This window comes from Streptomyces sp. NPDC052301, from assembly GCF_044593395.1.
Classification (GTDB): Bacteria; Actinomycetota; Actinomycetes; order Streptomycetales; family Streptomycetaceae; genus Streptomyces.
Window position 1 is genome coordinate 637,459 of the sequence record NZ_JBIUBE010000005.1, and the last position, 23,561, is coordinate 661,019.

General features: G+C 72.1%; 18 protein-coding genes and 1 other RNA gene. 6 read left to right on the forward strand and 13 right to left on the reverse strand.

The features are described from left to right. Nucleotides 1–29: 29 nt before the first annotated feature. The 4 genes from ACIHEJ_RS17415 to ACIHEJ_RS17430 all read right to left on the reverse strand — a co-directional run bounded on the left by ACIHEJ_RS17415 (nucleotide 30) and on the right by ACIHEJ_RS17430 (nucleotide 4,526). Nucleotides 30–623 (reverse strand): CGNR zinc finger domain-containing protein, encoded by a 594-nt coding sequence (locus ACIHEJ_RS17415; RefSeq protein WP_400135968.1) that lies wholly within the window; start codon nucleotides 621–623, stop codon nucleotides 30–32. Nucleotides 624–769: 146 nt separating this feature from the next. Then, on the reverse strand, nucleotides 770–1,930 hold the full coding sequence (locus ACIHEJ_RS17420) for a uroporphyrinogen-III synthase (RefSeq protein WP_400135970.1): 1,161 nt from the start codon (nucleotides 1,928–1,930) through the stop codon (nucleotides 770–772). An 87-nt stretch (nucleotides 1,931–2,017) separates the two neighbouring features. Next, nucleotides 2,018–3,388 (reverse strand): nitrate/nitrite transporter, encoded by a 1,371-nt coding sequence (locus tag ACIHEJ_RS17425; protein WP_400135973.1) that lies wholly within the window; start codon nucleotides 3,386–3,388, stop codon nucleotides 2,018–2,020. 166 nt (nucleotides 3,389–3,554) lie between these two features. Beyond that, nucleotides 3,555–4,526, reverse strand: coding sequence for a LysR family transcriptional regulator (locus ACIHEJ_RS17430; RefSeq protein WP_400135976.1), 972 nt, complete (start codon nucleotides 4,524–4,526; stop codon nucleotides 3,555–3,557). Between the two features lie 84 nt (nucleotides 4,527–4,610). Here ACIHEJ_RS17430 and ACIHEJ_RS17435 point away from each other — a divergent pair, with 84 nt between their 5' ends. Next, on the forward strand, nucleotides 4,611–5,840 hold the full coding sequence (locus tag ACIHEJ_RS17435; protein ID WP_400135979.1) for an MFS transporter: 1,230 nt from the start codon (nucleotides 4,611–4,613) through the stop codon (nucleotides 5,838–5,840). 63 nt (nucleotides 5,841–5,903) lie between these two features. On the opposite strand, the gene ssrA is transcribed toward ACIHEJ_RS17435, so the two are convergent. The 5 genes from ssrA to ftsE all read right to left on the reverse strand — a co-directional run bounded on the left by ssrA (nucleotide 5,904) and on the right by ftsE (nucleotide 9,896). Beyond that, nucleotides 5,904–6,272, reverse strand: a transfer-messenger RNA (tmRNA) gene (gene ssrA, locus ACIHEJ_RS17440). A 114-nt stretch (nucleotides 6,273–6,386) separates the two neighbouring features. Next, on the reverse strand, nucleotides 6,387–6,929 hold the full coding sequence (gene smpB, locus ACIHEJ_RS17445; protein WP_153535457.1) for an SsrA-binding protein SmpB: 543 nt from the start codon (nucleotides 6,927–6,929) through the stop codon (nucleotides 6,387–6,389). A gap of 81 nt (nucleotides 6,930–7,010) precedes the next feature. Further along, nucleotides 7,011–8,186, reverse strand: a complete 1,176-nt coding sequence (locus tag ACIHEJ_RS17450) for a S41 family peptidase (RefSeq protein ID WP_400135981.1) — start codon at nucleotides 8,184–8,186, stop codon at nucleotides 7,011–7,013. Nucleotides 8,187–8,253: 67 nt separating this feature from the next. Then, nucleotides 8,254–9,171, reverse strand: coding sequence for a permease-like cell division protein FtsX (ftsX, locus tag ACIHEJ_RS17455; RefSeq protein WP_400135984.1), 918 nt, complete (start codon nucleotides 9,169–9,171; stop codon nucleotides 8,254–8,256). 35 nt (nucleotides 9,172–9,206) lie between these two features. Beyond that, nucleotides 9,207–9,896, reverse strand: a complete 690-nt coding sequence (gene ftsE / locus ACIHEJ_RS17460; protein ID WP_400135987.1) for a cell division ATP-binding protein FtsE — start codon at nucleotides 9,894–9,896, stop codon at nucleotides 9,207–9,209. Nucleotides 9,897–10,143: 247 nt separating this feature from the next. Here ftsE and ACIHEJ_RS17465 point away from each other — a divergent pair, with 247 nt between their 5' ends. Beyond that, entirely contained in the window at nucleotides 10,144–10,335 is a 192-nt protein-coding gene (locus ACIHEJ_RS17465; protein ID WP_366009978.1) for a hypothetical protein, read from the forward strand. A 118-nt stretch (nucleotides 10,336–10,453) separates the two neighbouring features. Here ACIHEJ_RS17465 and ACIHEJ_RS17470 read toward each other — a convergent pair whose 3' ends face one another. The 4 genes from ACIHEJ_RS17470 to ACIHEJ_RS17485 all read right to left on the reverse strand — a co-directional run bounded on the left by ACIHEJ_RS17470 (nucleotide 10,454) and on the right by ACIHEJ_RS17485 (nucleotide 15,748). Then, complete coding sequence (locus tag ACIHEJ_RS17470; protein WP_400135991.1) at nucleotides 10,454–11,221, reverse strand: hypothetical protein; 768 nt, start codon at nucleotides 11,219–11,221, stop codon at nucleotides 10,454–10,456. A gap of 297 nt (nucleotides 11,222–11,518) precedes the next feature. Then, nucleotides 11,519–12,625, reverse strand: a complete 1,107-nt coding sequence (prfB, locus tag ACIHEJ_RS17475) for a peptide chain release factor 2 (protein ID WP_400135994.1) — start codon at nucleotides 12,623–12,625, stop codon at nucleotides 11,519–11,521. A 77-nt stretch (nucleotides 12,626–12,702) separates the two neighbouring features. Continuing rightward, nucleotides 12,703–13,932: a serine/threonine-protein kinase gene (locus tag ACIHEJ_RS17480; protein ID WP_400135997.1), complete on the reverse strand. Its 1,230-nt coding sequence runs from the start codon at nucleotides 13,930–13,932 to the stop codon at nucleotides 12,703–12,705. 133 nt (nucleotides 13,933–14,065) lie between these two features. Continuing rightward, entirely contained in the window at nucleotides 14,066–15,748 is a 1,683-nt protein-coding gene (locus ACIHEJ_RS17485) for a serine/threonine-protein kinase (protein ID WP_400136000.1), read from the reverse strand. Between the two features lie 325 nt (nucleotides 15,749–16,073). On the opposite strand from ACIHEJ_RS17485, the gene ACIHEJ_RS17490 reads away from it, so the two are divergent. The 4 genes from ACIHEJ_RS17490 (at nucleotide 16,074) to ACIHEJ_RS17505 (ending at nucleotide 23,482) form a co-directional block, all read left to right on the forward strand. Then, complete coding sequence (locus ACIHEJ_RS17490; RefSeq protein WP_400136144.1) at nucleotides 16,074–19,661, forward strand: FHA domain-containing protein; 3,588 nt, start codon at nucleotides 16,074–16,076, stop codon at nucleotides 19,659–19,661. A 182-nt stretch (nucleotides 19,662–19,843) separates the two neighbouring features. Then, nucleotides 19,844–21,226, forward strand: a complete 1,383-nt coding sequence (locus ACIHEJ_RS17495; RefSeq protein WP_400136002.1) for an ABC transporter substrate-binding protein — start codon at nucleotides 19,844–19,846, stop codon at nucleotides 21,224–21,226. A 70-nt stretch (nucleotides 21,227–21,296) separates the two neighbouring features. Further along, the gene (locus ACIHEJ_RS17500; protein WP_400136004.1) at nucleotides 21,297–22,577 is read left to right on the forward strand and encodes a carbohydrate ABC transporter permease; all 1,281 of its coding nucleotides are present in this window, start codon (nucleotides 21,297–21,299) and stop codon (nucleotides 22,575–22,577) included. After that, complete coding sequence (locus tag ACIHEJ_RS17505; protein ID WP_400136007.1) at nucleotides 22,574–23,482, forward strand: carbohydrate ABC transporter permease; 909 nt, start codon at nucleotides 22,574–22,576, stop codon at nucleotides 23,480–23,482. The genes ACIHEJ_RS17500 and ACIHEJ_RS17505 overlap by 4 nt, the downstream gene beginning before the upstream one ends. Nucleotides 23,483–23,561 lie beyond the last annotated feature (79 nt).

The following is a 23,561-nucleotide window of genomic DNA, read 5'->3' on the forward strand; positions in this document are numbered from 1 at the left end:
ACAGCATCCAAAACCCGGTGTAACGGAAATCACGCTCGCGCGAGCGCCGCCCGACGCCGGTGCCGGGCCACCCGCTCCCGGTTCCCGCACACCTCGCTGGAGCACCAGCGCCGGCGCCGGCCCCGGGAGGTGTCCAGGTAGACGAGCGGGCAGTTGTCCCCCTCGCACTCCCGGACGGCCGCCCGCGCGACAGGATCGGTGAGCAGCTCGACGGTGTCCCGCGCGACGAGGGCGAGCAGCGCGGCACACACGGGCGGCCCCGCGAACTCCCGGACGAGGGCGCCGTCGGCGCCGCGCACCGCGCACGGAGCCGGGGTCGCGACCCGCGCCGCCTCGTTGACCCGGCCGAGGGCCCGCTCGTACGACGGCACGTCCAGGGTGTGCACGGAACGCACCAACTGCCCCACATGCCCCCGCAGTTCCCGGAACGCCACCAGCCAGGACGCATCGGCGTGGTCCAGCGCCGTACCGCCCGGCACCAGTCCGCAGCCGCCGATCCAGGCGCGCAACGCCGGGACGGTGCCGAGCCGTTCGGCCGGATGCGTGGTCGCGAGGAGATCCAGACAGATCCGCCCGGCGTCGAACCGCAGCTCGTACGGGGGCGTGGCCGAACCCAGTGCCATGTGCCTGTCACCGCCTAGGCAGGAACCGTGGGGGGACCGTTCCACCACTCCCCCTCACAGTGCCCGCCCGGAGGGACGGCCGGAACCCCTCGTGGCGAGTTGTGCGACCGGGTACGCCCCGGACCGCGGCAGGAGACCGGGCTCCCTCACGCGTCCGCGTACTTGGCGTCCGTCGCCGGGTCCAGTGCCAGCCGGTACCCCCGCTTCACCACCGTCTGGATCAGCTTCGGTGCCCCGAGGGCCGTGCGCAGACGGGCCATCGCCGTCTCCACCGCGTGCTCGTCACGGCCCGCGCCCGGCAGGGCCCGCAGGAGGTCGGCCCGGGCCACCACCCAGCCGGGACGGCGGGAGAGGGCGCGCAGCAGGGACATGCCGGCCGGCGGAACCGGCTTCAGTTCACCGTCCACCAGGACCGCGTGGCCCCGGATCTCCACCCGGTGGCCGGCGACCGGCAAGGGACGGGCGCGGCCCGGGAGTTCCTGGCACAGCAACTGGACGAGGGGGCCCAGGCGGAAGCGCTCCGGTTGGACCGTGTCCACGCCGTGCGCCTGGAGCGGGAGGGCGGTCACCGGGCCCACGCAGGCCGGGAGCACGTCGTGTCCCAGGGCGGCCAGCAGCTCGGGGAGCAGGCCCCGCTCCTCAGCCCGGGAGAGCAGGGAGGCGGCGGCGGGGGCGCTGGTGAAGGTGAGCGCGTCAAGGCCCTGGGAGACCGACGCGTCCAGCAGCCGGTCCACGGGGCCCAGGTCCTCCGGCGGCATCCAGCGGTACACCGGCACGGGGACGACCTGGGCTCCCCCGGCCCGCAGGGACTCGACGAAGCCCGGCAGCGGCTCGCCGTGCAGCTGTACGGCGATACGGCGGCCGTCGACCCCCTCCTCCAGCAGGCGGTCCAGCACCTCCGCCAGGGACTCCGAGGTGGGGGACCACTCCTCCGTGAGGCCCGCGGCGCGGATGGCGCCCTTGACCTTGGGCCCGCGGGCCAGCAGGGCCACCTGGCGCAGCCGGCCGAGCAGCTGCTCGCCGAGACCCCAGCCGTCGGCCGCCTCGACCCAGCCGCGGAAGCCGATCGCGGTGGTGGCCACGACGACGTCCGGCGCCTGGTCGATGATCTCCTTGGTGGCGGCGAGGAGTTCACCGTCGTCGGAGAGCGGCACGATACGCAGCGTGGGCGCGTGCAGCACGGTGGCCCCGCGCCGCTGCAGCAGTGCACCCAGCTCGTCGGCCCGGCGCGCGGCGGTGACGCCCACCGTGAATCCGGCGAGCGGACCGTGGTCGGGCCGTCCGGGTTGCGGCTCTTCGTCGTACATGGCGCTCTCCTAGCTGACCGGCAGGCCGATCGAGCCTGTCAACAGCGCGTGACAGGCTCGGTTCGGGGTGATGTCACCGGTGTTACGTCATACCTCCGCGTAGCTGAGCTGCGGCTTCGTCTCCGTCGCCGACGTGGTTCCAGTCTGCGTCGCGTTCCGGCGAAGGTATACGGCCCACGTCACGGCGATGCACAGGCCGTAGAAGGCGAGGAACGCGACGAAGGCGCCGGTGCCGGAGCCGTAGGACAGGAAGGACTGGCGGAAGGCGAGGTTGATGCCGACGCCGCCGAGCGCGCCGACCGCGCCGATGAGGCCCATGGCGGCACCGGACAGGCGTCGGCCGTGGGCCGCGGCCTCCTCCCCGGTCAGCCCCTCGGCCAGGGCCTTGTTGTGGAAGATGCCGGGGATCATCTTGTACGTCGAGCCGTTCCCGAGCCCGCTGAGCACGAACAGGACCACGAAGACGGACACGAACAGCGGCAGCGACTTCCGCATGCCCGCGGCGATCAGCGCGGCGGTGGCGGCGGCCATGCCGACGTAGTTCCACAGGGTGATGCGGGCGCCGCCGTAGCGGTCGGCGAGCCGGCCGCCGACGGGGCGGATCAGGGAGCCGAGCAGCGGGCCGATGAAGGTGAGGTACGCCGCCTGCAGCGGGGTACGGCCGAACTGGATGGTCAGGACCTGGCCGAAGGCGAAGCTGTAGCCGATGAAGGAGCCGAAGGTGCCGATGTACAGGAACGCCATGATCCAGGTGTGGGCGTCCTTCGCGGCGTCCTTGGCCGCGCCGGTGTCGTTGGTCAGGGACGCCAGGTTGTCCATGAAGAGGGCGGCGAGCGTGGCGGCGACGACGATCAGCGGGATGTAGATGCCGAGCAGGACGCGCGGGCCACCGCTCGCGCCGATGATGGCGAGGGCGACCAGCTGGATGACGGGGACGCCGATGTTGCCGCCGCCGGCGTTGAGACCGAGCGCCCAGCCTTTCTTCCGCAGCGGGAAGAAGGCGTTGATGTTGGTCATGGAGGAGGCGAAGTTGCCGCCGCCGACACCGGCCAGCAGCCCGACGAGGAGGAACGTGCCGAAGGACGTCCCCGGCTTCATCACCACGAAGGCCGCCACCGTCGGGATGAGCAGCAGGCTCGCGGAGACGATCGTCCAGTTCCGGCCGCCGAAGAGGGCGACGGCGAAGGTGTAGGGGACGCGGACGACGGCGCCGACCAGGGTGACCATCGAGGTCAGCAGGAACTTGTCGGCGGGGCTGAGGCCGTACTCCGGGCCCATGAACAGGACCAGCACGGACCACAGGGTCCACACGGAGAAGCCGATGTGCTCGGAGAGCACCGAGAACCACAGGTTCCGGCGGGCGACCTTCTCCCCGGTCGCCTCCCAGAACCCCTCGTCCTCCGGATCCCAGCGCTCGATCCAGCGGCCACTGCGACGGGTTGGGGGTGCGGCTGTCATCACGCCTCCACGGGGCTCCGGCTGTTCGGTCTGCCGTACGACTGACTGAACTCGAAGGTAGGCAGCACGCGTTTCCGGCCTGTGGCTCTGTGGGTGACCGCGAGGGAACGGTGCCCTCACCCGGCTCGGGGGTGGGGTGAGAGGTCCCGCGGTGGGCCGGGGCGCGTCAGCCGGGCGCGTCCATCACGTCCGCGTCGGCGGTCGACACCCAGGCCCGGCCGGGTCGCCGCAGCCACCCCTGCGTGCGGGCCAGCTCGGTCGTAGCCCGGCGCAGTGCGTCCAGGCCGGGATGGACCAGGCCCTTGCGCCACACCAGGGAGACCGGTGAGAGCGGGACGGGATCGACCAGCGGGCGGCGTACCGTGCGGGGCATGGCCGGGAAGTCCACCACGGCCAGCACCGGATGCCGGGTCTTGGCCATGATCCGCTCGAACTCCTCGTCCCCGACGGCGAGCGGGAGGGGCGGGGCCAGCCGGATACCGCGCCCGTCGAAGAGCCGGCGCGCCAGGTCGGTCCACTCCAGGGTGCGCGGGTTGCCGGCCCCGGCGTACACCGTCTCCCCGGCCAGCGCGGCCAGCGGCACCTGCGGCAGGGCGGCCAGCGGATGGTCCTCCGGCAGGACGACGGCCATCGGCTCGTAGCGCACCGGCTGTTGTTCCAGGCCGGACCGCAGCGCCGGGTCCAGACCGGCGAAGCGGCCGAAGGAGGCGTCCAGCCGGCCGGCCAGCAGCTCGGCGGCGGCGCCGGTCAGGCCGCTCTCGTAGCGGGCCATCAGCTCGCAGTCGGGGGCGAGTTCACGCGCCCGGTGCAACACCCGGCGGCCGGTGACCAGGCCGGGCGAGTTGAGGTCCACCAGCAGGGGCCGGGCCTGACCGGAGGCGAACGCCGCGAGCAGGTCGTCCTGGGCGGCGAGGACGCGCCGCGCATGCGGCAGCAGGCGGTCGCCGTCCGGGGTGAGCGTGACCTGGCGGGTGGTCCGCACGAACAGCTCGGTGCCCAGCTCCCGCTCCAGCCGCCGTACGTCCCGGCTGAGCGCCTGCTGGGCGACGTACAGACGGGCCGCGGCCCGGGAGAAATGGAGGTCCTCGGCCACGGCGACGAAGGCGCGCAGCAGCCGGGGGTCTATGTGGGCCGCCATGAAGGCGAACTTACAACACAGGTGCGTGAATCGGCGCCGATCAGGTGTTGGACCCCTTGATCCGCTCCGGGCGAGGGTGGAGCCATGCCCCCGCTCATAGCCACCGCCTCCGGTTACCGCCGTCTCTTCTCCCTCCCCGGCACCCGTGCCTTCACCACCGGCAACCTCCTCGCGCGCCTGCCCATGGGGATGTTCAGCGTGAGCGCGGTCGTGATGATCGCCGGTTCGCGGGGCTCGTACGCCCTGGCCGGTGCCGTCACCGCGACCGGCCTCGCGGCGACCGCGCTGGCCGGGCCGTGGGTCGCCCGGCTCGTGGACCGGCACGGGCAGGCGCGGGTCGCCGTACCCGCCACACTCGCCTCGGTGCTCGGCAGCCTCGCGCTGCTGCTGTGCGTGCGCTGTGGCGCCCCCGACTGGACCCTGTTCGCCGCGTACGCCGGCACCGCGGCCACCCCCAACATCGGCGGCCTGTCCCGCGCCCGCTGGGCCCATCTGCTGCGCGACGACCCGGGCGCGCTGCACACCGCGAACTCCTTCGAGCAGGCCGCCGACGAGCTGTGCTTCATGCTCGGCCCGGTCCTCGCATCCTTCCTGACCGGCACGTTCTTCCCGGAGGCGGGCACGCTCGCGGGCGCGGCGCTGCTGCTGTCCGGCATGCTGCTGTTCACCGCCCAGCGCACCACCGAGCCACCGCCGCAGGCCCGTTCGAAGGCACGCTCGCCGCTGCGCAGCCCCGGCATCCCGCCCCTCCTGGCCTGCTTCACGGCCACCGGGGCCGTGTTCGGTTCGATGGAGGTCGTCACGATCGCCTACGCCGACGCCCAGGGCCACCGCGCGGCGGCCGGCGTGGTCCTCGCCCTGCAGGCGGCGGGATCGTGCGCGGCGGGGCTGGCGTACGGCGCCCTGAGACCGGCCGGGCTGCGGCTGGGCCACTGCCTGGCGGGGATGGCGGTGCTGATGACCCTGCCCTGGCTGGCAGCGGGCCTCACCGGGTCCCTCGTCGCGCTCGCGGGCGCACTGCTGGTGGCGGGCATGGCCACGGCTCCGACGATGGTCACCGCGATGACCCTGGTCCAGCGGCGCACTCCCGCCGACCGCCTCAACGAGGGCATGAGTCTGATGGTGACCGGCCTGCTCACGGGCATCGCATGCGGCTCGGCGACGGGAGGCTGGGCGGCGGAGCACCTCACCCCGACGTTCGCGTACGCCGTACCGACGGCGGCCGCTGCCCTCGCCCTGGGTCTGGCGTCGCTCACCCGCGCGGGCGGGGCGCCGGACCCCACGGCGCCACCGCATGACAGCACCACCGCATGACAATGGCCCCGCCGCTCAAGAGCGACGGGGCCATTGCCCACATGGGGTACCCCCGGAGGGGCGTCGTGGAGATGGCGGGAATCGAACCCGCGTCCAACGGTGCGGAATCAGGGCTTCTCCGTGTGCAGTTCGCTGTGATTTTCTCGGCCCCGGCGATCACGCGAACAAGTCGCCGACGGGCTCAGTCACTGTTTGGTTTCCCTCTTCACCCCGTGACCGGGATCAAGGTTTAGTTCCCTAGCTGATGCCAGGATCCGGGTCGGGAACAGCCCCGGGCTGACACTTCGCAAGTCGCTACTTAGGCAGCGAGGGCGAAGGAATCGCGCTTGGTGTTGGCGATTATTTTTTGCGACATATGGTTTACGAGATCATTGCCGCTTCCTCGACACGCTTCCCCTGCTTCGACAGCCGCTGTCGAAACCGATCATCCCCATGTTGTTTTTTCAATCCCCTCCGTGGAGGGGGCGTGCACCCGCTGTGGAGTGCAGTGCCATCGTACGTGACCAACGCACGACGATGCCAGCCTATTCCCGGGCGGTCGGCCGGCTAGACGCCGCGCTGCCTGCGCTTCGCCGCCGCGATCGCCCGGTCCGACTCCCGCCGGTCCTGCTTCTCCCGCAGCGTCTGCCGCTTGTCGTACTCCTTCTTGCCCCGTGCGAGAGCGATCTCGGCCTTCGCCCGGCCGTCCTTGAAGTAGATGGCGAGGGGCACGATCGTGTGGCCCGTCTCCTGGGACTTCGACTCCAGCTTGTCGATCTCCTCGCGGTGCAGGAGCAGCTTGCGCTTGCGGCGCGCGGAGTGGTTGGTCCAGCTGCCCTGGTGATACTCGGGGATGTGGGCGTTGTGCAGCCACGCCTCACCGCGGTCGATCTGGACGAAGCCGTCGGTCAGCGAGGTCCGTCCCTCGCGCAGCGACTTGACCTCGGTGCCCATGAGCACGAGCCCGGCCTCGTAGGTGTCGATGATCGCGTAGTCGTGCCGGGCCTTCTTGTTCTGGGCGACGATCTTGCGCTTGCCGCCCTTCTCGCCGTCCCTGGCCTTGGCGGCCCCGCCGCCCTGCTTGGGCTGGGACTCCTTCGGTACGTACATTCCCTTGCTCATAGTGCCGACCATTTTCGCACCACACAGGGGGTGTGAGTACAGCCGATTACGCGTGGCCGTCAGGCATGGCTACGAGGGGTCACCCAGGCCGGTGAGGACCGTCTCCGCCCGCGGCAGGGCCTGCTCCGGCCCCGCCTCCAGGTCGGGCGTGATACCCCGGCCGTCGACCGCGTGCCCGGCGGGGGTGCGGTAGTGGCCGACCGTCAGCTCGGCCACCGCGCCGTCGGGCAGCCCGGTCGGCATCTGGACGGAGCCCTTGCCGAAGGTGCGGGAGCCGATCACCACCGCGCGGCCCCGGTCCTGCAGGGCGCCGGTGAGCATCTCGGCCGCGCTCATCGTGCCGCCGTCGACGAGGGTGACCAGGGGCCGGGCGGTGTCGCCGCCCGGCTCGGCGTGCAGGGAGCGCTCGGCGCCGTCGACGTCGTAGGTGGCGACCAGACCGCCGTCCAGGAAGGCGGAGGCGGTGTCCACGGCCTCGGTGACCAGTCCGCCGGAGTTGCCGCGCAGGTCGAGGATGATCCCTGCGTCGGCCGGCGCGTCGCGGACGGCGGCGCGGACCGCGTCACCGGAACCCTTGGTGAACGCGGCGATCCTGACGACGGTGACCCCGCCGGGCAGCCTGCGCACGGTCACGGAGTCGGTGGACAGCCGGACCCGGCGCAGTTTCTCGGTCCACACGCGCGTGCCGCGCTGGAGGCCGAGCGTGACCGTCGTACCGGCCGGGGCGTCCTCGGCGTCACCGCGCAGTAAGGAGACCACCTCGGTGACGGGCCGGCCGTCCACCCCGCCGCCGTCGACGCTGCGCAGCCGGTCGCCCGTGCGGATCCCGGCGTCGGCCGCGGGCGAGCCGGGCCGCACCTTCGTCACCTCGATCCGGCCGTCGGCGCCGCTCCGCGCCCACAGGCCGACACCGGTGTAGCGGCCGTCGAGGGCCTCCTGGAACTCCTGGTACTCGCCCTCGGAGTAGACGGCGCCCCAGCGGTCCCCGCTGCGGCTGACGGCCCGTTCGGCGGCCTCCATCGGGGACTTGCCGTCGGCCGCCGCCTCGGCGGCGGCCTTCTGCACCTCCTGGTGCCGGCTCCCCGTGCGTGTCGGCCCGAACACCTCCGCCCTGCGCGAGGGCTGGCCGGCCTCCGGGAAGGAGCCGGTGGCGGCGCCGGTGACCAGCACACCGGCGAAGACCAAGGTCAGGGCGGCCCCGCGGCGGATGCGGCGGGGCTGACAGAAGAGATCTCGGCCCGACATGGCGGTGAGTCTAGGACAACGCACAGAGCCGTACGGCCGGTTGCCCGTACGGCTCTCTTGGCGTGCGTCACACCTTCAGGTACTTGCGCAGCGCGAAGAACGCCGCCAGCGACGGCATCAGGACGCTCGTGGCGAGGATCAGCGGCAGCTTGGTCAACACCGCGTCCCAGCCGACGAAGTTGATCAGCGTGAGCTTGTGGGACAGGTCCATGCCGTGGTCGATGGTGAAGTACCGGCCGACCACGAGCCCCACACAGGCGAGGCCGCCGCCGATGAGCCCGGCGACCGCGGCCTCGGCGATGAACGGCGCCTGGATGTAGAAGCCCGAGGCACCGACCAGGCGCATGATGCCGGTTTCGCGCCGACGGCTGAACGCCGAGACACGCACGGTGTTGACGATCAGCAGGAGGGCGACGATCAGCATCATCGCCATCACGCCGAGCGCGCCCCGGTTCATCAGGTTCAGCAGCTGGAAGAGGTTGTCCAGGATGCCCTTCTGGTCCTGCACCGACTGCACGCCGTCGCGGCCGTTGAAGGCGGTCGCGATGACCTGGTACTTCTGCGGATCCTTGAGCTTGATCCGGTACGACTCCTGCATCTGGTCCGGCGTGAGGGAGCTGGCCAGCGGGGAGTTGCCGAACTGCTCCTTGTAGTGCTTGTACGCGTCGTCCTGCGACTCGTACGTGACCTTCTCGACGACCGGCATGTTCTTCAGGTCCGCGAGGATCTGCTTCTTCTGGTCCTCGGTGACCGCGCCCTTGGCGCAGTTGACGTCCTGCTCGGCGTCGTGCTTGTTGCACAGGAAGATCGAGACGTTGACCTTGTCGTACCAGTAGCCCTTCATGGTGCTCACCTGGTCGCTCATCAGCAGCGAGCCGCCGAAGAGGGCCAGGGACAGGGCGACGGAGACGATGACGGCGAAGGTCATCGTCAGATTGCGGCGGAGACCGACACCGATCTCCGACAGGACGAACTGGGCGCGCATGGCGGGTCTTCAGGCCTTTCGGGAACGAGGTGCGGTCAGTGCTGGTAGCCGTAGACGCCGCGGGCCTGGTCGCGGACGAGGCGGCCCTTCTCCAGCTCGATGACGCGCTTGCGCATCTGGTCCACGATGTTCTGATCGTGTGTCGCCATGATCACCGTGGTGCCCGTCCGGTTGATCCGGTCGAGCAGCTTCATGATGCCGACGGAGGTCTGCGGGTCGAGGTTGCCGGTGGGCTCGTCGGCGATGAGCAGCTTGGGACGGTTGACGAACGCGCGCGCGATGGCCACACGCTGCTGCTCACCACCGGACAGCTCGCCGGGCATCCGGTCCTCCTTGCCGCCGAGGCCGACGAGGTCGAGCACCTGGGGCACGGACTTGCGGATCTCACCCTTGGACTTGCCGATGACCTCCTGGGCGAAGGCCACGTTCTCCGCGACCGTCTTGTTCGGCAGGAGCCGGAAGTCCTGGAAGACCGTCCCCAGCTGGCGGCGCATCTGCGGCACCTTCCAGTTGGAGAGGCGCGCGAGGTCCTTGCCCAGCACGTGCACCTGGCCGTGGCTGCACCGCTCCTCGCGGAGGAGCAGCCGCAGGAAGGTGGACTTTCCGGAGCCGGAGGACCCCACGAGGAAGACGAACTCGCCCTTCTCCACTTCCAGGGACACATCCCGGAGGGCTGGACGGGTCTGCTTGGGGTAGACCTTGGAGACGTTGTCGAATCGGATCACGGATGCACCACGGGTCGCCGGGGGTAGATGAGCGTGACCATACGCGAACCGGGTGTGCAAGTGCAGTCGCAGGTCGAGGTTGGGCAAGACTTGTGCGTTTTTGTACCGGTGACTGCTCCCGCTTCGTTCCGGGCCCCTCTTCGGAGGGCCCGCGCACCGCACGGAGGAACCTGGCACAGTGGAAGGGGAACGTTCTGGTTCCCTTGAGCGTTGTACGTGTGATGGCCGGTGCAAGGAGGGCGAGCGCATGACGTACGACCGGTTGGTGTGCGCGAACTGCGCGGCGCCCGTGAGCGAGGGCCGGTGCCCGGTGTGCCGTGCCAACCGCGAGCGACTGCAGCAAGAGGGCTTCCTGAACGGGCTGAACCCGATGGCGCTGATCGCGCTGCTGGCGGTGCTGATCGCCGCGGTGGCGCTGCTGGCACACCAGACCGCGTAGGGAAGCGCACGGGAATGCGGCGGGAAACCGCCGCGAAGACAGCCGAAGGGCCCGGAGCGCCGAGCTCCGGGCCCTTGTGTCTGCGCGTCGCGTGCGCTGCGTGGCCGTACGGCTACGCTCAGGCGGCGGCGCCGCCCCGGCCGCTGACCAGACGCGGCAGCACGCGGAAGCCGATGCCGCCGGCGATCATCGTCGCGGCGCCGACGAGCAGGAAGGCGGTCTGACCGGCACCGGTCTCGGCGAGCTGCTTGTCACCGCCCTGGGCCTGGGTGTCGGACCCGGTGTCGGTGAGCGCCGAGGACCCCTCGTCCTGGGAGGCGTTGTCGTTGCCGCCCTGGGGGGTGTCGTTGTTGCCGCCGGTGGTGCTGGTGCCACCCGAGTTGCCGTTGCCGCCCGAGTTGCCGTGACCGCCACCGGAGCCGTTGCCACCCGAGTTGCCGTTGCCGCCCGAGTTACCGTGACCGCCACCGGAGCCGTTGCCGCCGGAGTTGCCGTTGCCGCCACCGGTCGTGGTGGTCTGGCCGGTGCTGTTGGTCTCACCGGTCGTGGTGGTCTGGCCGGTGCTGTTGGTCTCACCGGTCGTGGTCGTCTGGCCGGTGCTGTTGGTCTCACCGGTCGTGGTCGTCTGGCCGGTGCTGTTGGTCTCACCCGTCGTGGTGGTCTCACCGGTCGTCTGGCCGCAGACACCAACCGGGTCGCAGCCGCCGCCACCGTCGGTCTCTCCGCCGGTCGCGGGGCCGTCGGCGCTCACGCCGAGGCTGATCGGGCCCGCCTGGACATCGAGGTCCAGGGCGGAAGCCGCGCCGGCTGCGGTCAGGGACGCACCGGCCGCGATCACGGCGCCGGCGGCTATCCGCGCGACCCGGATCCGCGTCTTCTTCGTCATGTGGTTGCTACCCCCAGTAGCTGTTCGTCAAGGAGGCGGCGCGTGGGGCGTGCCGTGATCGACGAGGGCAGCCGGTGACGAAGGTGGCATCAACTTCTTTCCCCCGGTTCACATGCGCCCCAAACGTACGCATGCCGCGCCTCACCCTTCCCATTTTTCAAAGCAACGTCAAGGCCGTTGCGCGCGCAATGTCCGATGGGGCGGCGTTTGGGGCGAGTTGAAGCCTGTGAGTGTGATGTAAAACCCAGACATAAGACAACTGCCGCCCCTCGGGCGGCAGTTGTCATGTCGACAAAGTTACTTCTCCTGCTGCTTGCGCCAGCGAATGCCGGCCTCCAGGAACCCGTCGATCTCACCGTTGAACACGGCCTCCGGGTTGCCCACCTCGTGCTCGGTGCGCAGGTCCTTGACCATCTGGTAGGGGTGCAGCACGTAGGAACGCATCTGGTTGCCCCACGAGTTGCCGCCGTCGCCCTTGAGGGCGTCCATCTTGGCCTGCTCCTCCTGCCGGCGCCGCTCGAGCAGCTTGGCCTGGAGGACGTTCATCGCGGTGGCCTTGTTCTGGATCTGCGACCGCTCGTTCTGGCAGGAGACCACGATCCCGGTGGGGAGGTGGGTGATGCGGACGGCGGAGTCGGTGGTGTTGACGCCCTGGCCACCGGGACCGGAGGAGCGGTAGACGTCGATCCGCAGCTCGGACTCGTCGATCTCGACGTGGTCGGACTGCTCGACGACGGGGAGCACCTCGACGCCCGCGAAGGAGGTCTGGCGGCGGCCCTGGTTGTCGTAGGGCGAGATGCGCACCAGGCGGTGCGTGCCCTGCTCGACGGAGAGGGTGCCGTAGGCGTACGGCGCCTGCACGGAGAAGGTGGTCGACTTGATGCCGGCCTCTTCGGCGTACGACGTCTCGATGAGCTCGGTCTTGTAGCCGCGCTGCTCGGCCCAGCGCAGATACATGCGCTGCAGCTTCTCGGCGAAGTCGGCGGCGTCGACGCCACCGGCCTCGGCGCGGATGTTGACGAGCGCCTCACGGGAGTCGTACTCGCCGGACAGAAGGGTGCGGACCTCCATCTCGTCCAGCGACTTCTTCACCGCGGCCAGCTCGGACTCGGCCTCGGCGCGGGTGTCCGGGTCGTCCTCCTCCTCGGCCATCTCGAAGAGCACGGCGAGATCGTCGATCCGGCCGCGCAGCGCCTCCGCCTTCCTGACCTCGGCCTGGAGGTGGGAGAGCTTGCTGGTGATCTTCTGCGCCTCGTCCGGGTTGTCCCAGAGGGACGGCACGGCCGCCTGCTCCTCGAGCACGGCGATGTCTGCCCTCAGCTTGTCGAGGTCCAGGACGGCCTCGATCGACTCCATGGTCGAGGAGAGGGACTTCAGCTCTTCGGATACATCGACGACTGCCACGCATCCAGCGTAACGGCTGTGGCAACCGACCTGGGCCGTGCTGCGCCCGGCACCGGGTGCGGGTGGGCGAGCCCCGGTCAGGGCGCCGACGTGCTGTGGGTGTCCTGGGCCGGCTGGTCGTCGCCGCCGGAGGACGCCCACCACGCACCGACGCCCACGATCGCCGCCACGGCCACCCCCGCCACGCCCAGCGTGATCCGGCGCCGCCGTACCGTGGCCCGGTGCCGGGCGGAGCCGGGGCGTGGTGTGCCGGTCGCCCGGGGGGCGCGAGCGGTCCCGTGGGCGCCGCCCGCGAGCTCGTCCGGACCCGGCACCCGCATGGAGGTGTGCGTGTCCCGGTTGGAGTCCGGCTTGGCACCCGGGACCAGCGACACGGCCCCCCGTCGCCGTACCGGCTCGCCGCCCGGCGAGGCCGCCGGTGCCGGCTCCTCCTCCGCGGCCTCCTCGGAGAGGTCCGGCTCGTCGACGTCCAGCGGCGGCATGCCGGCCAGCATCGGCAGCTGCTCCCGCAGCCGGGCCGCCAGCTCGGAGGCGCGCAGCCGGGAGGCGGGCGCCTTGGCCAGGCACTGGACGAGCAGCTGCCACAGCTCCTCGGGGATACCGGGCAGGGGAACGACCGTCTCGGTGACATGGCGTCGCAGCACCGCGCCGGGGTGGCCGCCGCCGAAGGGCGTGAAGCCGGCCAGCAGTTCGTACAGCACCGTCGCCAGGGCGTAGATGTCGACGGACGCGCGCGGGGGCAGGCCCTCGACGATCTCCGGGGCGAGGTAGTCGGGCGTGCCGATGATCTTCGTGGCCCGGGACCGCTTCGGCGAGTCGATCAGCTTGGCCACGCCGAAGTCGGTGAGCAGCGCCGGGTGGGCGCCGCCGGGACCGAGCGGGCCCTGCATGTCCAGCAGGACGTTCTCGGGCTTGACGTCCCGGTGGACGACCCCGGCCGCGTGCGCCGCGGCCAGCGCGTCGGCGACGTCGGCGACGATCGCCACGGCCGCCTCGGGGGCGAGCCGCCGCTCCCGCTCCAGCCGGGTGCGCAGGTCGGTGCCGCGGACCAGGTCCATGACGAGTGCCAGATCGTTTCCGTCGACCACCAGGTCGCGCACCGTGACGATGTGCGGGTGCTCCAGGCCTAGCAGCGCCGTACGCTCCTGCACGAAGCGTCCGACGAGCTCCTGGTCGGAGGCGAGGTCCTCGCGCAGCAGCTTGATGGCGACGGGACCCTCAGGACCCTCGCCCAGCCACACCGTGCCGGCGCTGCCCCGTCCCAGGATCTGGTTCGCGGTGTACCGGCTGCCGATCTTCCGTGCCAAGACTGCTCCTACAGACGCGTGTTGTCGCTAAAACTACGCGTCCGACGAGCCAACCTTCACCGCGGAGACGGAAATCACCCGCCAGATGTCGACAAATCTGCAAACTCGCGGTCGGTCGTCGTGCTCCCGGCGGTCAGTTGCCGCCGCCCGACGAGCCGCCCAGATCCTTGACCCAGCGACTCACCTGGCCGGCCCAGTGGGACACCTCGTGCCAGTAGCTCCTGCCCTGGCCGATCCAGGTGTGCAGCGGGGTCAGCTCGTAGATCAGCCAGCTCGCGACGACCAGGATGACGATGGTGAACAGGCAGCCCTTCAGACAGCCGAGCCCGGGGATCTTCATCGGGTTGGCGCTGCGCTGCCGCGGCGCCCTGGGTTCACGCGCGGGCCGCTGCGGCTCCGGGGCGGGCGGCGCGTACCGCTGCGGCTGCTGCGGCGGGGCGTACTGCTGGGGCTGCTGCTGCGGCGCGTAGCCGTACCCCTGCTGGTAACCCTGCTGCCGGCCGCGCGGCTGCGGCTGCTGCGGACGGCCCTGCGGAGCCTGACGCGGCTGCTGCTGGGGCCGGGCGACCTGGCGCTGGGGGCGGTGGCGCAGCGGGTCGTCCTCGGGGGAGAGGTACTGGACCTGCGTCTGCTCGTTGCGGTCACGGGCGGCACGCAGCTGGGTCTGCCAGGGGTGCGGCTGGTCGGGCTGCTGTCCCTGCGGGCCGGTGTTCGGCAGGATCGCGGTCGGGTCGGCCGCGCCGGTGTTCGGCAGCACGGCGGTGGGGTCGGCCGCGCCGGCCGGGCCGCCGGTGTGCGGCAGCACGCTGGTCGCCGCGTTCGGGTCGTACGCGCCCTGCGGGCCGGTGTTCGGCAGCACCTGGGTGGGGTCGGCGGCGCCGGGCACGCCCGGGACGGCGGCCGGGGCCGGGTCGGGCGCGAGCAGGGCGCCCACGCCCTCGGCGGCGGCGATCTGCGCGGCGTTGGCGTGCACGCCGACGCCCTCGGCGACGACGCGCAGCCCGCGCGCGAGGTTCTCGGCGCTGGGCCGCTCATCAGGGTTCTTGCGCAGGCAGCGCTCTATGACCGTCCACAGCGGGTCCGGGACCGTGGAGGGACGGCGCGGCTCGGCGCTCAGATGCTGGTGCAGCACCTCCAGGGCGCTGCCGCCGGAGAACGGCGGGTGGCCGGTGACCAGCTCGTACAGCAGGATGCCGGCGCCGTAGATGTCGACGGCGGAGGTCTGCGGGCGGCCCTCGGCGGACTCCGGCGCCACGTACGCCGGCGTGCCGACGAACTCGTGGGTGCGGGTCAGGCCCGGGGAGTCGGCGAGGCGGGCGATGCCGAAGTCGGTCAGCATCGGGTGCATCCGGCCGTCGCGCTGCATGAGCAGCACGTTGGCGGGCTTCAGGTCGCGGTGGACGACGCCGTCGGCGTGGCTCGCGGCGAGCGCGTCGGCGATCTGCGCGGTCATCAGCGCGGCGGCGACCGGGGTCAGGGGGCCGTTCTCGCGCAGGTAGCGGTGCAGGTCGGGGCCGTCGACGAGGTCCATGACCAGCGCCAGCAGATCACCCTCGACGACCAGGTCGCGGACCCGGACGATGTTCGGGTGGGTGAGCCGGAGCAGGACGGAGCGCTCGCGGAGGAAGCGCATCACGATGTCCGGGTCGCTCGCCAGCTCCTCCTTGAGGACCTTGATCGCGACCGTCTCGCCCGGCTGCCCGGCCACGGCCGCCTCGGCGCCCGCGGTCTCGCGCTGGCGGGCACGCCAGACGGTGCCTGTGGCGCCGCGTCCCAGCGGCTCCTCAAGCAGGTACTTGCTGCCGACTGGCCGCACGTCACGCGCTCCCTGCTGCTTGCTGATGCTTGCTTGCCTGCATTCCGGTTGTTCCGAACCACTGTAGTGCCGCCCCTCAGGGCACTACGTAACTCTTCCCGAGCATGTTCGAAGTGTTCGACGGGAAGACGCGTGGGCCGGTCGGCTGGTTGCCGGGAGCGGACGTGACCGATCTCAACTGATCGCCGGTGGCGCACTGGTCAGGCACTTTTGGGGGCAGAGCCGACCAATCAAGATCACTTCTGCCCGGGTCCCGGGCGCGCTGTCGGTGGCAGGTGCAAGGATGCCTACCAGTACTGGCCGCCGTGCTCGTGTTGGGGTGGGGATGCAGATCCGGCTGACCGTCGTAGACCCGCTGGGCCCGGCCCCGCAGCGGGGCCGGGCCGCGAGCCGCGACGTGCTGGTCACGGCCCCCACGGGCACGGACCTGGCCGCGGTCGCGTCGGCGCTGGCCGGAGCGGTCACCGGGGAGGGCCGCGACGCCTCCGGTTCGCCTGTCGTGCTGTATGCCGGCACCGAGCGGCTCGACCCGCGCCGCTGCACCCTCGGGGAGCCTCCGCTGGTCGACGGCGCGGTGCTGTCCCTGGGCGCGCCGGCCGCCCCGGAGCCCCATCCCGAGCTGGACGACGCGCCGACCCAGCTGCACGTCGTGGCGGGGCCGGACGCGGGCGGGGTCCATCTGCTGCACGGCGGCCGGATCACCGTGGGCCGCTCCGCCGAGGCGGACGTCCCGCTGGACGACCCGGACGTCTCCCGGCTGCACTGCGCGGTCACGGTCGGCGCGGACGGGCGGGTCGCGGTGGCCGACCTGGGCTCGACGAACGGCACGGCGCTCGACGGGACGCGGCTGGGCGAGCATCCGGTGCGGTTCCCCGCAGGGGGCCTGCTGAGGATCGGGGAGTCGGCCCTGCGGGTTACTCCGTCCGGGGGACCTGGGGCACGGGTGGGGACCGTGCCGGACGGCGAGGGGTGTCTTCGGGTCGCGTGGGGAGGCACGGAGGCATCCCAGCCCCCGCCCGGGTCCGGGTCCCCGACCGCACCGCCGCGGGGGTCGTCGCCGTCGGCGGGTGCGGGCGGCCCCGCCGGGGGCGCGTCGCTGCCTTCGACGGGTGCCGGTGTTTTCTTCGGTGGGGCCGCGTCGTCCACGGCGGGCGCGGGAGGACCTGCTGGAGACACGTCGCCTTCGGCGGGTGCGGGCCGTGATCGGCACGGGTACGACCCCGTCGGCCGGAGTGCCTCGAACGCGGGCGCGGGAGCCCAGGAGCACCGGGACGCGGAGCCGGCCGTGCCGGGGCACGCCGGGGCGCCGGGGGCCGAGAGCCGGAGCGGCGGGCGCGCTCCGTCCGGCACCGGTCCCGGCGGCGACACGCACGCGGGACGCTTCGGCGTGGCCGGTGCGGCGGCCCACGTCCCCGCGGAGGCGGACCCGCGCGGCCGTAGCGGCACCCCCCTCAGGGGCACCGACGTCCCGCAGGGCGCCCGGCGGCGCGGGCTCGGCGCCTGGGCGCGCCGGCTGGCCGGCGGGCGCGCGGACCAGCCGGCCGAGCAGGAGTCGTATCCGCAGGATGCCGCCGGTGCCGGAGCCGCCCCGTCGGCCGGTCTCCCGCAGCAGCCGGAGACCTGGCCGGACCCGGCCGCGCTGCTGCTGACGGCGCTGGGCCCCGGGCCCCGGCTGTGGGAGCGGGGGCCGGGCCACCCCGAGGCGCTGACCGTCCGGCTCGGCACGGCCGACCGGAGCGCCCCGGACGGCTCGGGTCTGCTGCCGGCCGTGCCGGTGACCGCCGCACTGCGGGAGGCGGGTGCGCTGGGCCTGGCCGGTCCGCGCCCCCGGCTGTCCGGGCTGGCCCGTGCGGCACTGGCCCAGCTGGCCGCGCTGCACTCCCCCGACCTGCTGGAGATCGTGCTGATCAGCGCGGACCGGTCCCGTCCGGTGGAGGAGCGCGCGGCGGAGTGGTCCTGGCTCGGCTGGCTCCCGCATGTCCGCCCGAACCACGGCCAGGACTGCCGTCTGCTGCTGGCCTACGACCGCGAGCAGGCGGCGGCCCGCACGGAGGAGCTGGTGCGCCGGCTCGAGGACCACGCGGCCACGGGCTGGAGCGCGGCCCACCCGCCCTCCGCCCCGTCCACGGACGCCTCCGGCCTGCCCGGCCGGGCCTCGCCCTCGGCGTCCCCGGCGCCCGCGGCGACACCGGGCGCCCCCATCGGGGCCCCGGCTCCCGGCGCGGCTGCGTACGACCCGCACGCCACCCCCTCCGGCGCGCCCGGCATCCCCGCACAGCCCTCGTCGGCCCATGGCACCGCTTCCGGCGCCCCGAGCACCGGAGCCCGTCGCCCCTCCTGGGCGAAGGACGACCCCGCCCTCGACGCGCCCGCAGGCTTCCCCGGGCCGTACACCGTCGTGGTCGTCGACGGTGACCCCGGTGGTGCCGCTTTGCAGGAGGCCGTCGCGCGGCTGGCCGTGGCCGGGCCGCGGGCCGGGATCCACGTCCTGTGTCTCGCGGAGACGGAGTCCGCCTCGCCCGCGTCCCCGGTGACGCGGACGTACGAGGCCGCGTGCGCGGTGACGCCGACGTTCCGGCACTGCGGTGCCGTGGCCCTGCTCGGCGGGGACGTCGCGAGCGCGCTGCATCTGATGCGGGTCGCGCCGAGCGGTCCCGTCGGCCCGGGGACGCTCGCCGCGGTGGACGCCGTGTCCGTCGCCTGGGCGGAGCGGTTCGCGCGGGCGCTGGCGCCGCTGCGGCCGGACGGCCCGATCGGTGAGCGGCACGCGCGCGTGGCCACGCCGTTGCCTCCGTCGGCGCGGCTGCTGGACGAACTGGGGCTGGCCCGGGCCACTCCGGCCTCGCTGATGGCACGCTGGGCGGACGCGGCCGACGACACGGAGTCGCTGGGCGGCCGGGCCCGGGCGGTGCTCGGTGCCGGTCCGCGCGGGCCGCTCACCGCGGACCTGGTGGCCGACGGCCCGCACCTGCTCATCGAGGGGCCGCCCGGCAGCGGGCGTACCGAGCTGCTGCGGGCCGTGGTCGCCTCGCTGGCCGCGGCCGAGCGACCGGACCGGCTGGGCGTGGTGCTGATAGACGGCCGGGACGGGGTCGGCACCAGCGCCGGACGCGGGGAGGGGTTGCGCGTGTGCACGGACATACCGCATGTCACCACGCACCTCACCGCCAACGACCCGGTGCGCATGCGGGAGTTCGCCCAGTCGCTGACCGCGGAGCTGAAGCGGCGCGCGGAGCTGCTGGGCCGCACGGACTTCGCCGAGTGGCATGCGGGGCGCGAACTGTCGGGCCGTATCGTCGCCCAGCGCACGCCCCCCACGGGGGACATAGAAGTGCCGCCCAGCTCCACGCTGCGGCTGCGGCCGGGCGGCGCCGCCCGCCGGCGGGCCGAGGTGGCACCGCCGCTGCCCCGGCTCGTGGTCGTGGTCGACGATCTGGACGCGCTGGTCTCCCCCGCGCTCGGTTCACCGGGGCGGCCCGCCGCCGGTTCGGTGATGCGGGCGCTGGAGGCGGTGGCCCGGGAGGGCGCGCGGCTCGGGGTGCATGTGGTGGCGGCGGCCGGGGTCGGCGGTCGTACGGCGGAGACCGAGCCCGCGCGGAGGGCCGGGCTGCGGGTGGCACTGCAGGCTCCCCAGGCCGGTCCGGACGATCCGGCGCCGGGGCGTGGGCGGTTGACGTACGCGGACGGGCGGGGCGTCGGTTTCCAGGGCGGCCGGGTGACGGGCCGTATCCCGCGCACCGCGACCCAACGGCCCACGGTCGTCCCGCTGGACTGGCAGCGCATGGGCGACCCGCCGACCCGCAGGCCGGTACGGGAGCTGGGCAACGGCCCCACGGACCTGGCCCTGCTGGCGAGCGCCGTGGAGCGGGCAGCGCGGGAGGTCTCGGCGGCGGAGGTGCCGTCCCTGCTGTAGCGGAGGACATCCGCAGTCGCCGAAGCCTGACGCATACACCCCTGGTCACGAGCCGGTCACGATGACCCGCTCGACACCGCAGGCGCTCTTGCCCGCCCTGAGCGGCCCGGCGTAGACCGGACCGCACGGGACAGACTCCTGAGGTTCACGACGTTCAACGGAGAACGACGAACGGGGAAGTGATGCACAGCAAGAGCAGCACCATCCGGACAAGCAGGGCCGTCACCACATGTGCCGCGCTGCTCGCGGGAGCCCTCGCGCTCACCGCCTGCTCCAGCGGCGACAACGACAAGAAGGGCGGCGGCGAGAGCGGCGGGGCCACCCCGTCCGGGTCCTCCGTCACCCTGCCGAAGCTGAACGGCGCGAATCTGGAGATCGCCGCCGTGTGGACCGGCCAGGAGCAGAAGAACTTCAAGCAGGTTCTGGCCGAGTTCGAGAAGCGGACGGGCGCGAAGGTCACCTTCGTCCCCGCCCAGGACCCGATCATCAACTTCCTCGGTTCGAAGATCGCGGGTGGTCAGCCGCCGGACGTGGCGCTGCTGCCGCAGCCGGGCGCCATCAAGCAGGCGGTGCAGAAGGGCTGGGCCAAGCCCCTCGGACCGGATGCCGTGAAGGAGCTGCAGAAGAACTACTCGCAGGGCTGGCAGGACATCGGCAAGGTCGACGGCAAGCAGTACGGCGCCTACTACAAGGCCGCGAACAAGTCGTTGATCTGGTACAACGCCAAGGTCTTCGAGAACGCGGGCGCGAAGGAGCCGAAGACCTGGAAGGACCTGCTGACCACCACGCGGGCGGTCTACGACTCCGGCGTCACCCCGTTCTCGGTGGCCGGTGCCGACGGCTGGCCGCTGACCGACTGGTTCGAGAACGTGTACCTGTCCCAGGCGGGTCCGCAGAAGTACGACCAGCTGGCCCAGCACAAGATCAAGTGGACCGATCCGTCGGTGAAGCAGGCGCTGACCACCCTCGCCCAGATCTGGGCCAAGAAGGACTATCTGGCGGGCGGACAGAACGGCGCGCTGCAGACGGAGTTCCCCCAGTCGGTCACCCAGACCTTCACCGGCGGCGACCAGCCGAAGTCCGCGATGGTCTACGAGGGCGACTTCGTGCAGGTCAACATCGGTGAGACCAAGGCGAAGGTGGGCACGGACGCGAAGGTGTTCCCGTTCCCGGCCGTCGGCTCCTCCGCGCCCGTGGTCTCCGGCGGTGACGCCGCGGTGATCCTGAAGGACTCCAAGGCGGCACAGGCCCTGGTGACGTTCCTCGCCTCCCCGGACGCGGCGACGATCCAGGCGAAGCTGGGCGGCTATCTGTCCCCGAACAAGAACGTGCCGGTCTCGGCATACCCGAACGCGGTGCAGCAGAAGATCGCCAAGGCGCTGATCGCGTCCGGCGACGACTTCCGCTTCGACATGTCCGACCAGGCCCCGCAGGCCTTCGGCGGCACCCCGGGCAAGGGCGAGTGGAAGGACCTGCAGGACTTCCTGAAGAACCCGACGGACGTCGCGGGCGCCCAGGCGAAGCTGGAGAAGGACGCGTCGGCCGCGTACGGAAGCGGGAGCTGATCCGGCGATGGCGTCGGCAGCGGCGGCCGGGGCCCCACCGGGCCCCGCCGCACCTCGCGGTCGCAAGAGCGTGACCGGCACCCGCAGGACGGTGGCAGCGCTGTTCCTGCTGCCCGCCCTGGTCCTGCTCGGCGCGCTCGTGGTCTACCCGATCGGGTACTCGCTGGTCCGCAGCTTCTACAACGCCTCCGGTGACGGCTTCGCCGGGGTCGACAACTACAAGACGCTCTTCACCGACGACGGCATCCGTACGGCGCTGAAGAACAACGTCATCTGGGTGGTGTTCGCGCCGACGGTCTCCACCGCGCTCGGCCTGATCTTCGCGGTGCTGACCGAACGGGTGCGCTGGGGAACGGCGTTCAAGCTGGTCGTCTTCATGCCGATGGCGATCTCGATGCTGGCGGCCGGGATCATCTTCCGGCTGGTGTACGACCAGGACCCGGACAAGGGGGTCGCGAACGCGGTGTGGGTGGGCGTGCACGACACGTTCGCGCAGTCGTCGGCGTTCCCGAAGGCCCACCCCGGCCGCGAGTCGCCGCTCGCGGCCGAGGGCGGCGGCTTTGTCACCGAGGGCACCGTGCACGCGGGGCAGCCGGTCGCGCTGCCCCTGGTCGGGGTCGCCCCCGACCAGATGCCGGACGGTGCGAAGAAGGCCGTGGCCGCACAGCCGGAGCCGGGGAAGATCACCGGCACCACCTGGCAGGACTTCACACGCGGCAAAGGTGTGGGCAGGCTGGGCGCGCCCGACCCGTCCGAGCTGGGCTATGCCGGGATGCGGATCGAGGCGGTGAAGGACGGCACGGTGGTCGCCTCCACCGAGGCGGCCGGCGACGGCACCTTCACCCTGCCCGCGTCCGCCGACGGGGCACGGCTGCGGCTTCCGGCGAGCAACTTCAAGGAGCCGTACAACGGGCTCGAGTGGCTCGGCCCGGCGCTGGTCACCCCGGCGGTCATCGGGGCGTACGTGTGGATGTGGGCGGGGTTCGCGATGGTGCTGATCGCGGCCGGGCTCGCGGGCGTGCCGAGGGAGCTGCTGGAGGCGGCGCGGGTGGACGGCGCCAACGAGTGGCAGGTGTTCCGCAAGGTGACCGTGCCGCTGCTCGCGCCGGTCCTCGCGGTCGTCGTGGTCACCCTGATGATCAACGTGCTCAAGGTGTTCGACCTCGTCTACATCATCGCCCCCGGCTCGTCCCAGGACGACGCGAACGTGCTCGCCCTGGAGCTGTACCGCAAGGGCTTCGCGGAGAGCCAGCCGGGCGTCGCGAGCGCGATCGCGGTGCTGCTGCTGGTGCTGGTGATCCCGGTGATGCTCTTCAATGTGCGTCGGCTCAGGCGGGAGGTGCGGCGATGACGGCGGCAGCCGGAAGTGTCACGAAGGCCGGCCCGGTCCGGACGGTGAAGGCCCGGCAGTCGCTCGGTGCGACGATCGCAGAGCGGCTGAGCGGCGGACTGGTCCGCTTCTTCCTCGTCGTCGTGGGCCTGTTCTGGCTGGTGCCGACCGTCGGCCTGCTCATCTCCTCGCTGCGCCCGCCCGAGGACATGAGCGCGAGCGGCTGGTGGACGGTGTTCAGCAAGCCGTCCCAGCTCACCTTCGACAGCTACGAGAAGCTGCTGGAGAACGGCGACATCACCCACTCCCTGCTGAACACCGTGCTGATCACGGTCCCGGCGACGCTCCTGGTCGTCGTGGTCGGCGCGCTCGCGGGCTACGCGTTCGCGTGGATGGAGTTCCCGGGCCGGGACTGGTGGTTCCTGGGCGTGGTGAGCCTGCTGGTGGTGCCGGTACAGGTGGCACTGATCCCGATCGCCGAACTCTTCGGCAAGATCGGCCTGTTCGGCACGATCCTCGGTGTGATCCTGTTCCACACGGGCTTCGGTCTGCCGTTCGCGGTGTTCCTGCTGCGCAACTTCTTCGCGGAGATCCCGCGGGAGCTGCTGGAGGCGGCCCGCCTCGACGGCGCCGGTGAACTGCGGCTGTTCGCACGGGTGGTGCTGCCGCTCGGCGGGCCGGCGATCGCGAGCCTCGGCATCTTCCAGTTCCTGTGGGTGTGGAACGACATGCTGGTCGCGCTGGTGTTCACCAAGTCGGGCACCCAGCCGATCACGGTCGCGCTGCAGACACAGGTACGGCAGTTCGGCAACAACATCGACGTGCTGGCGCCGGGCGCGTTCATCTCGATGGTGATCCCGCTGGCCGTGTTCTTCGCGTTCCAGCGGCAGTTCGTGTCCGGGGTGATGGCAGGCGCGGTCAAATAGCCGCAGACGGGACACTCTTGGAGGGGCGGGTCTTCAACGGCCCGCCCCTTCGCGTTCATCCGTTGTCCCCCACAAGAGG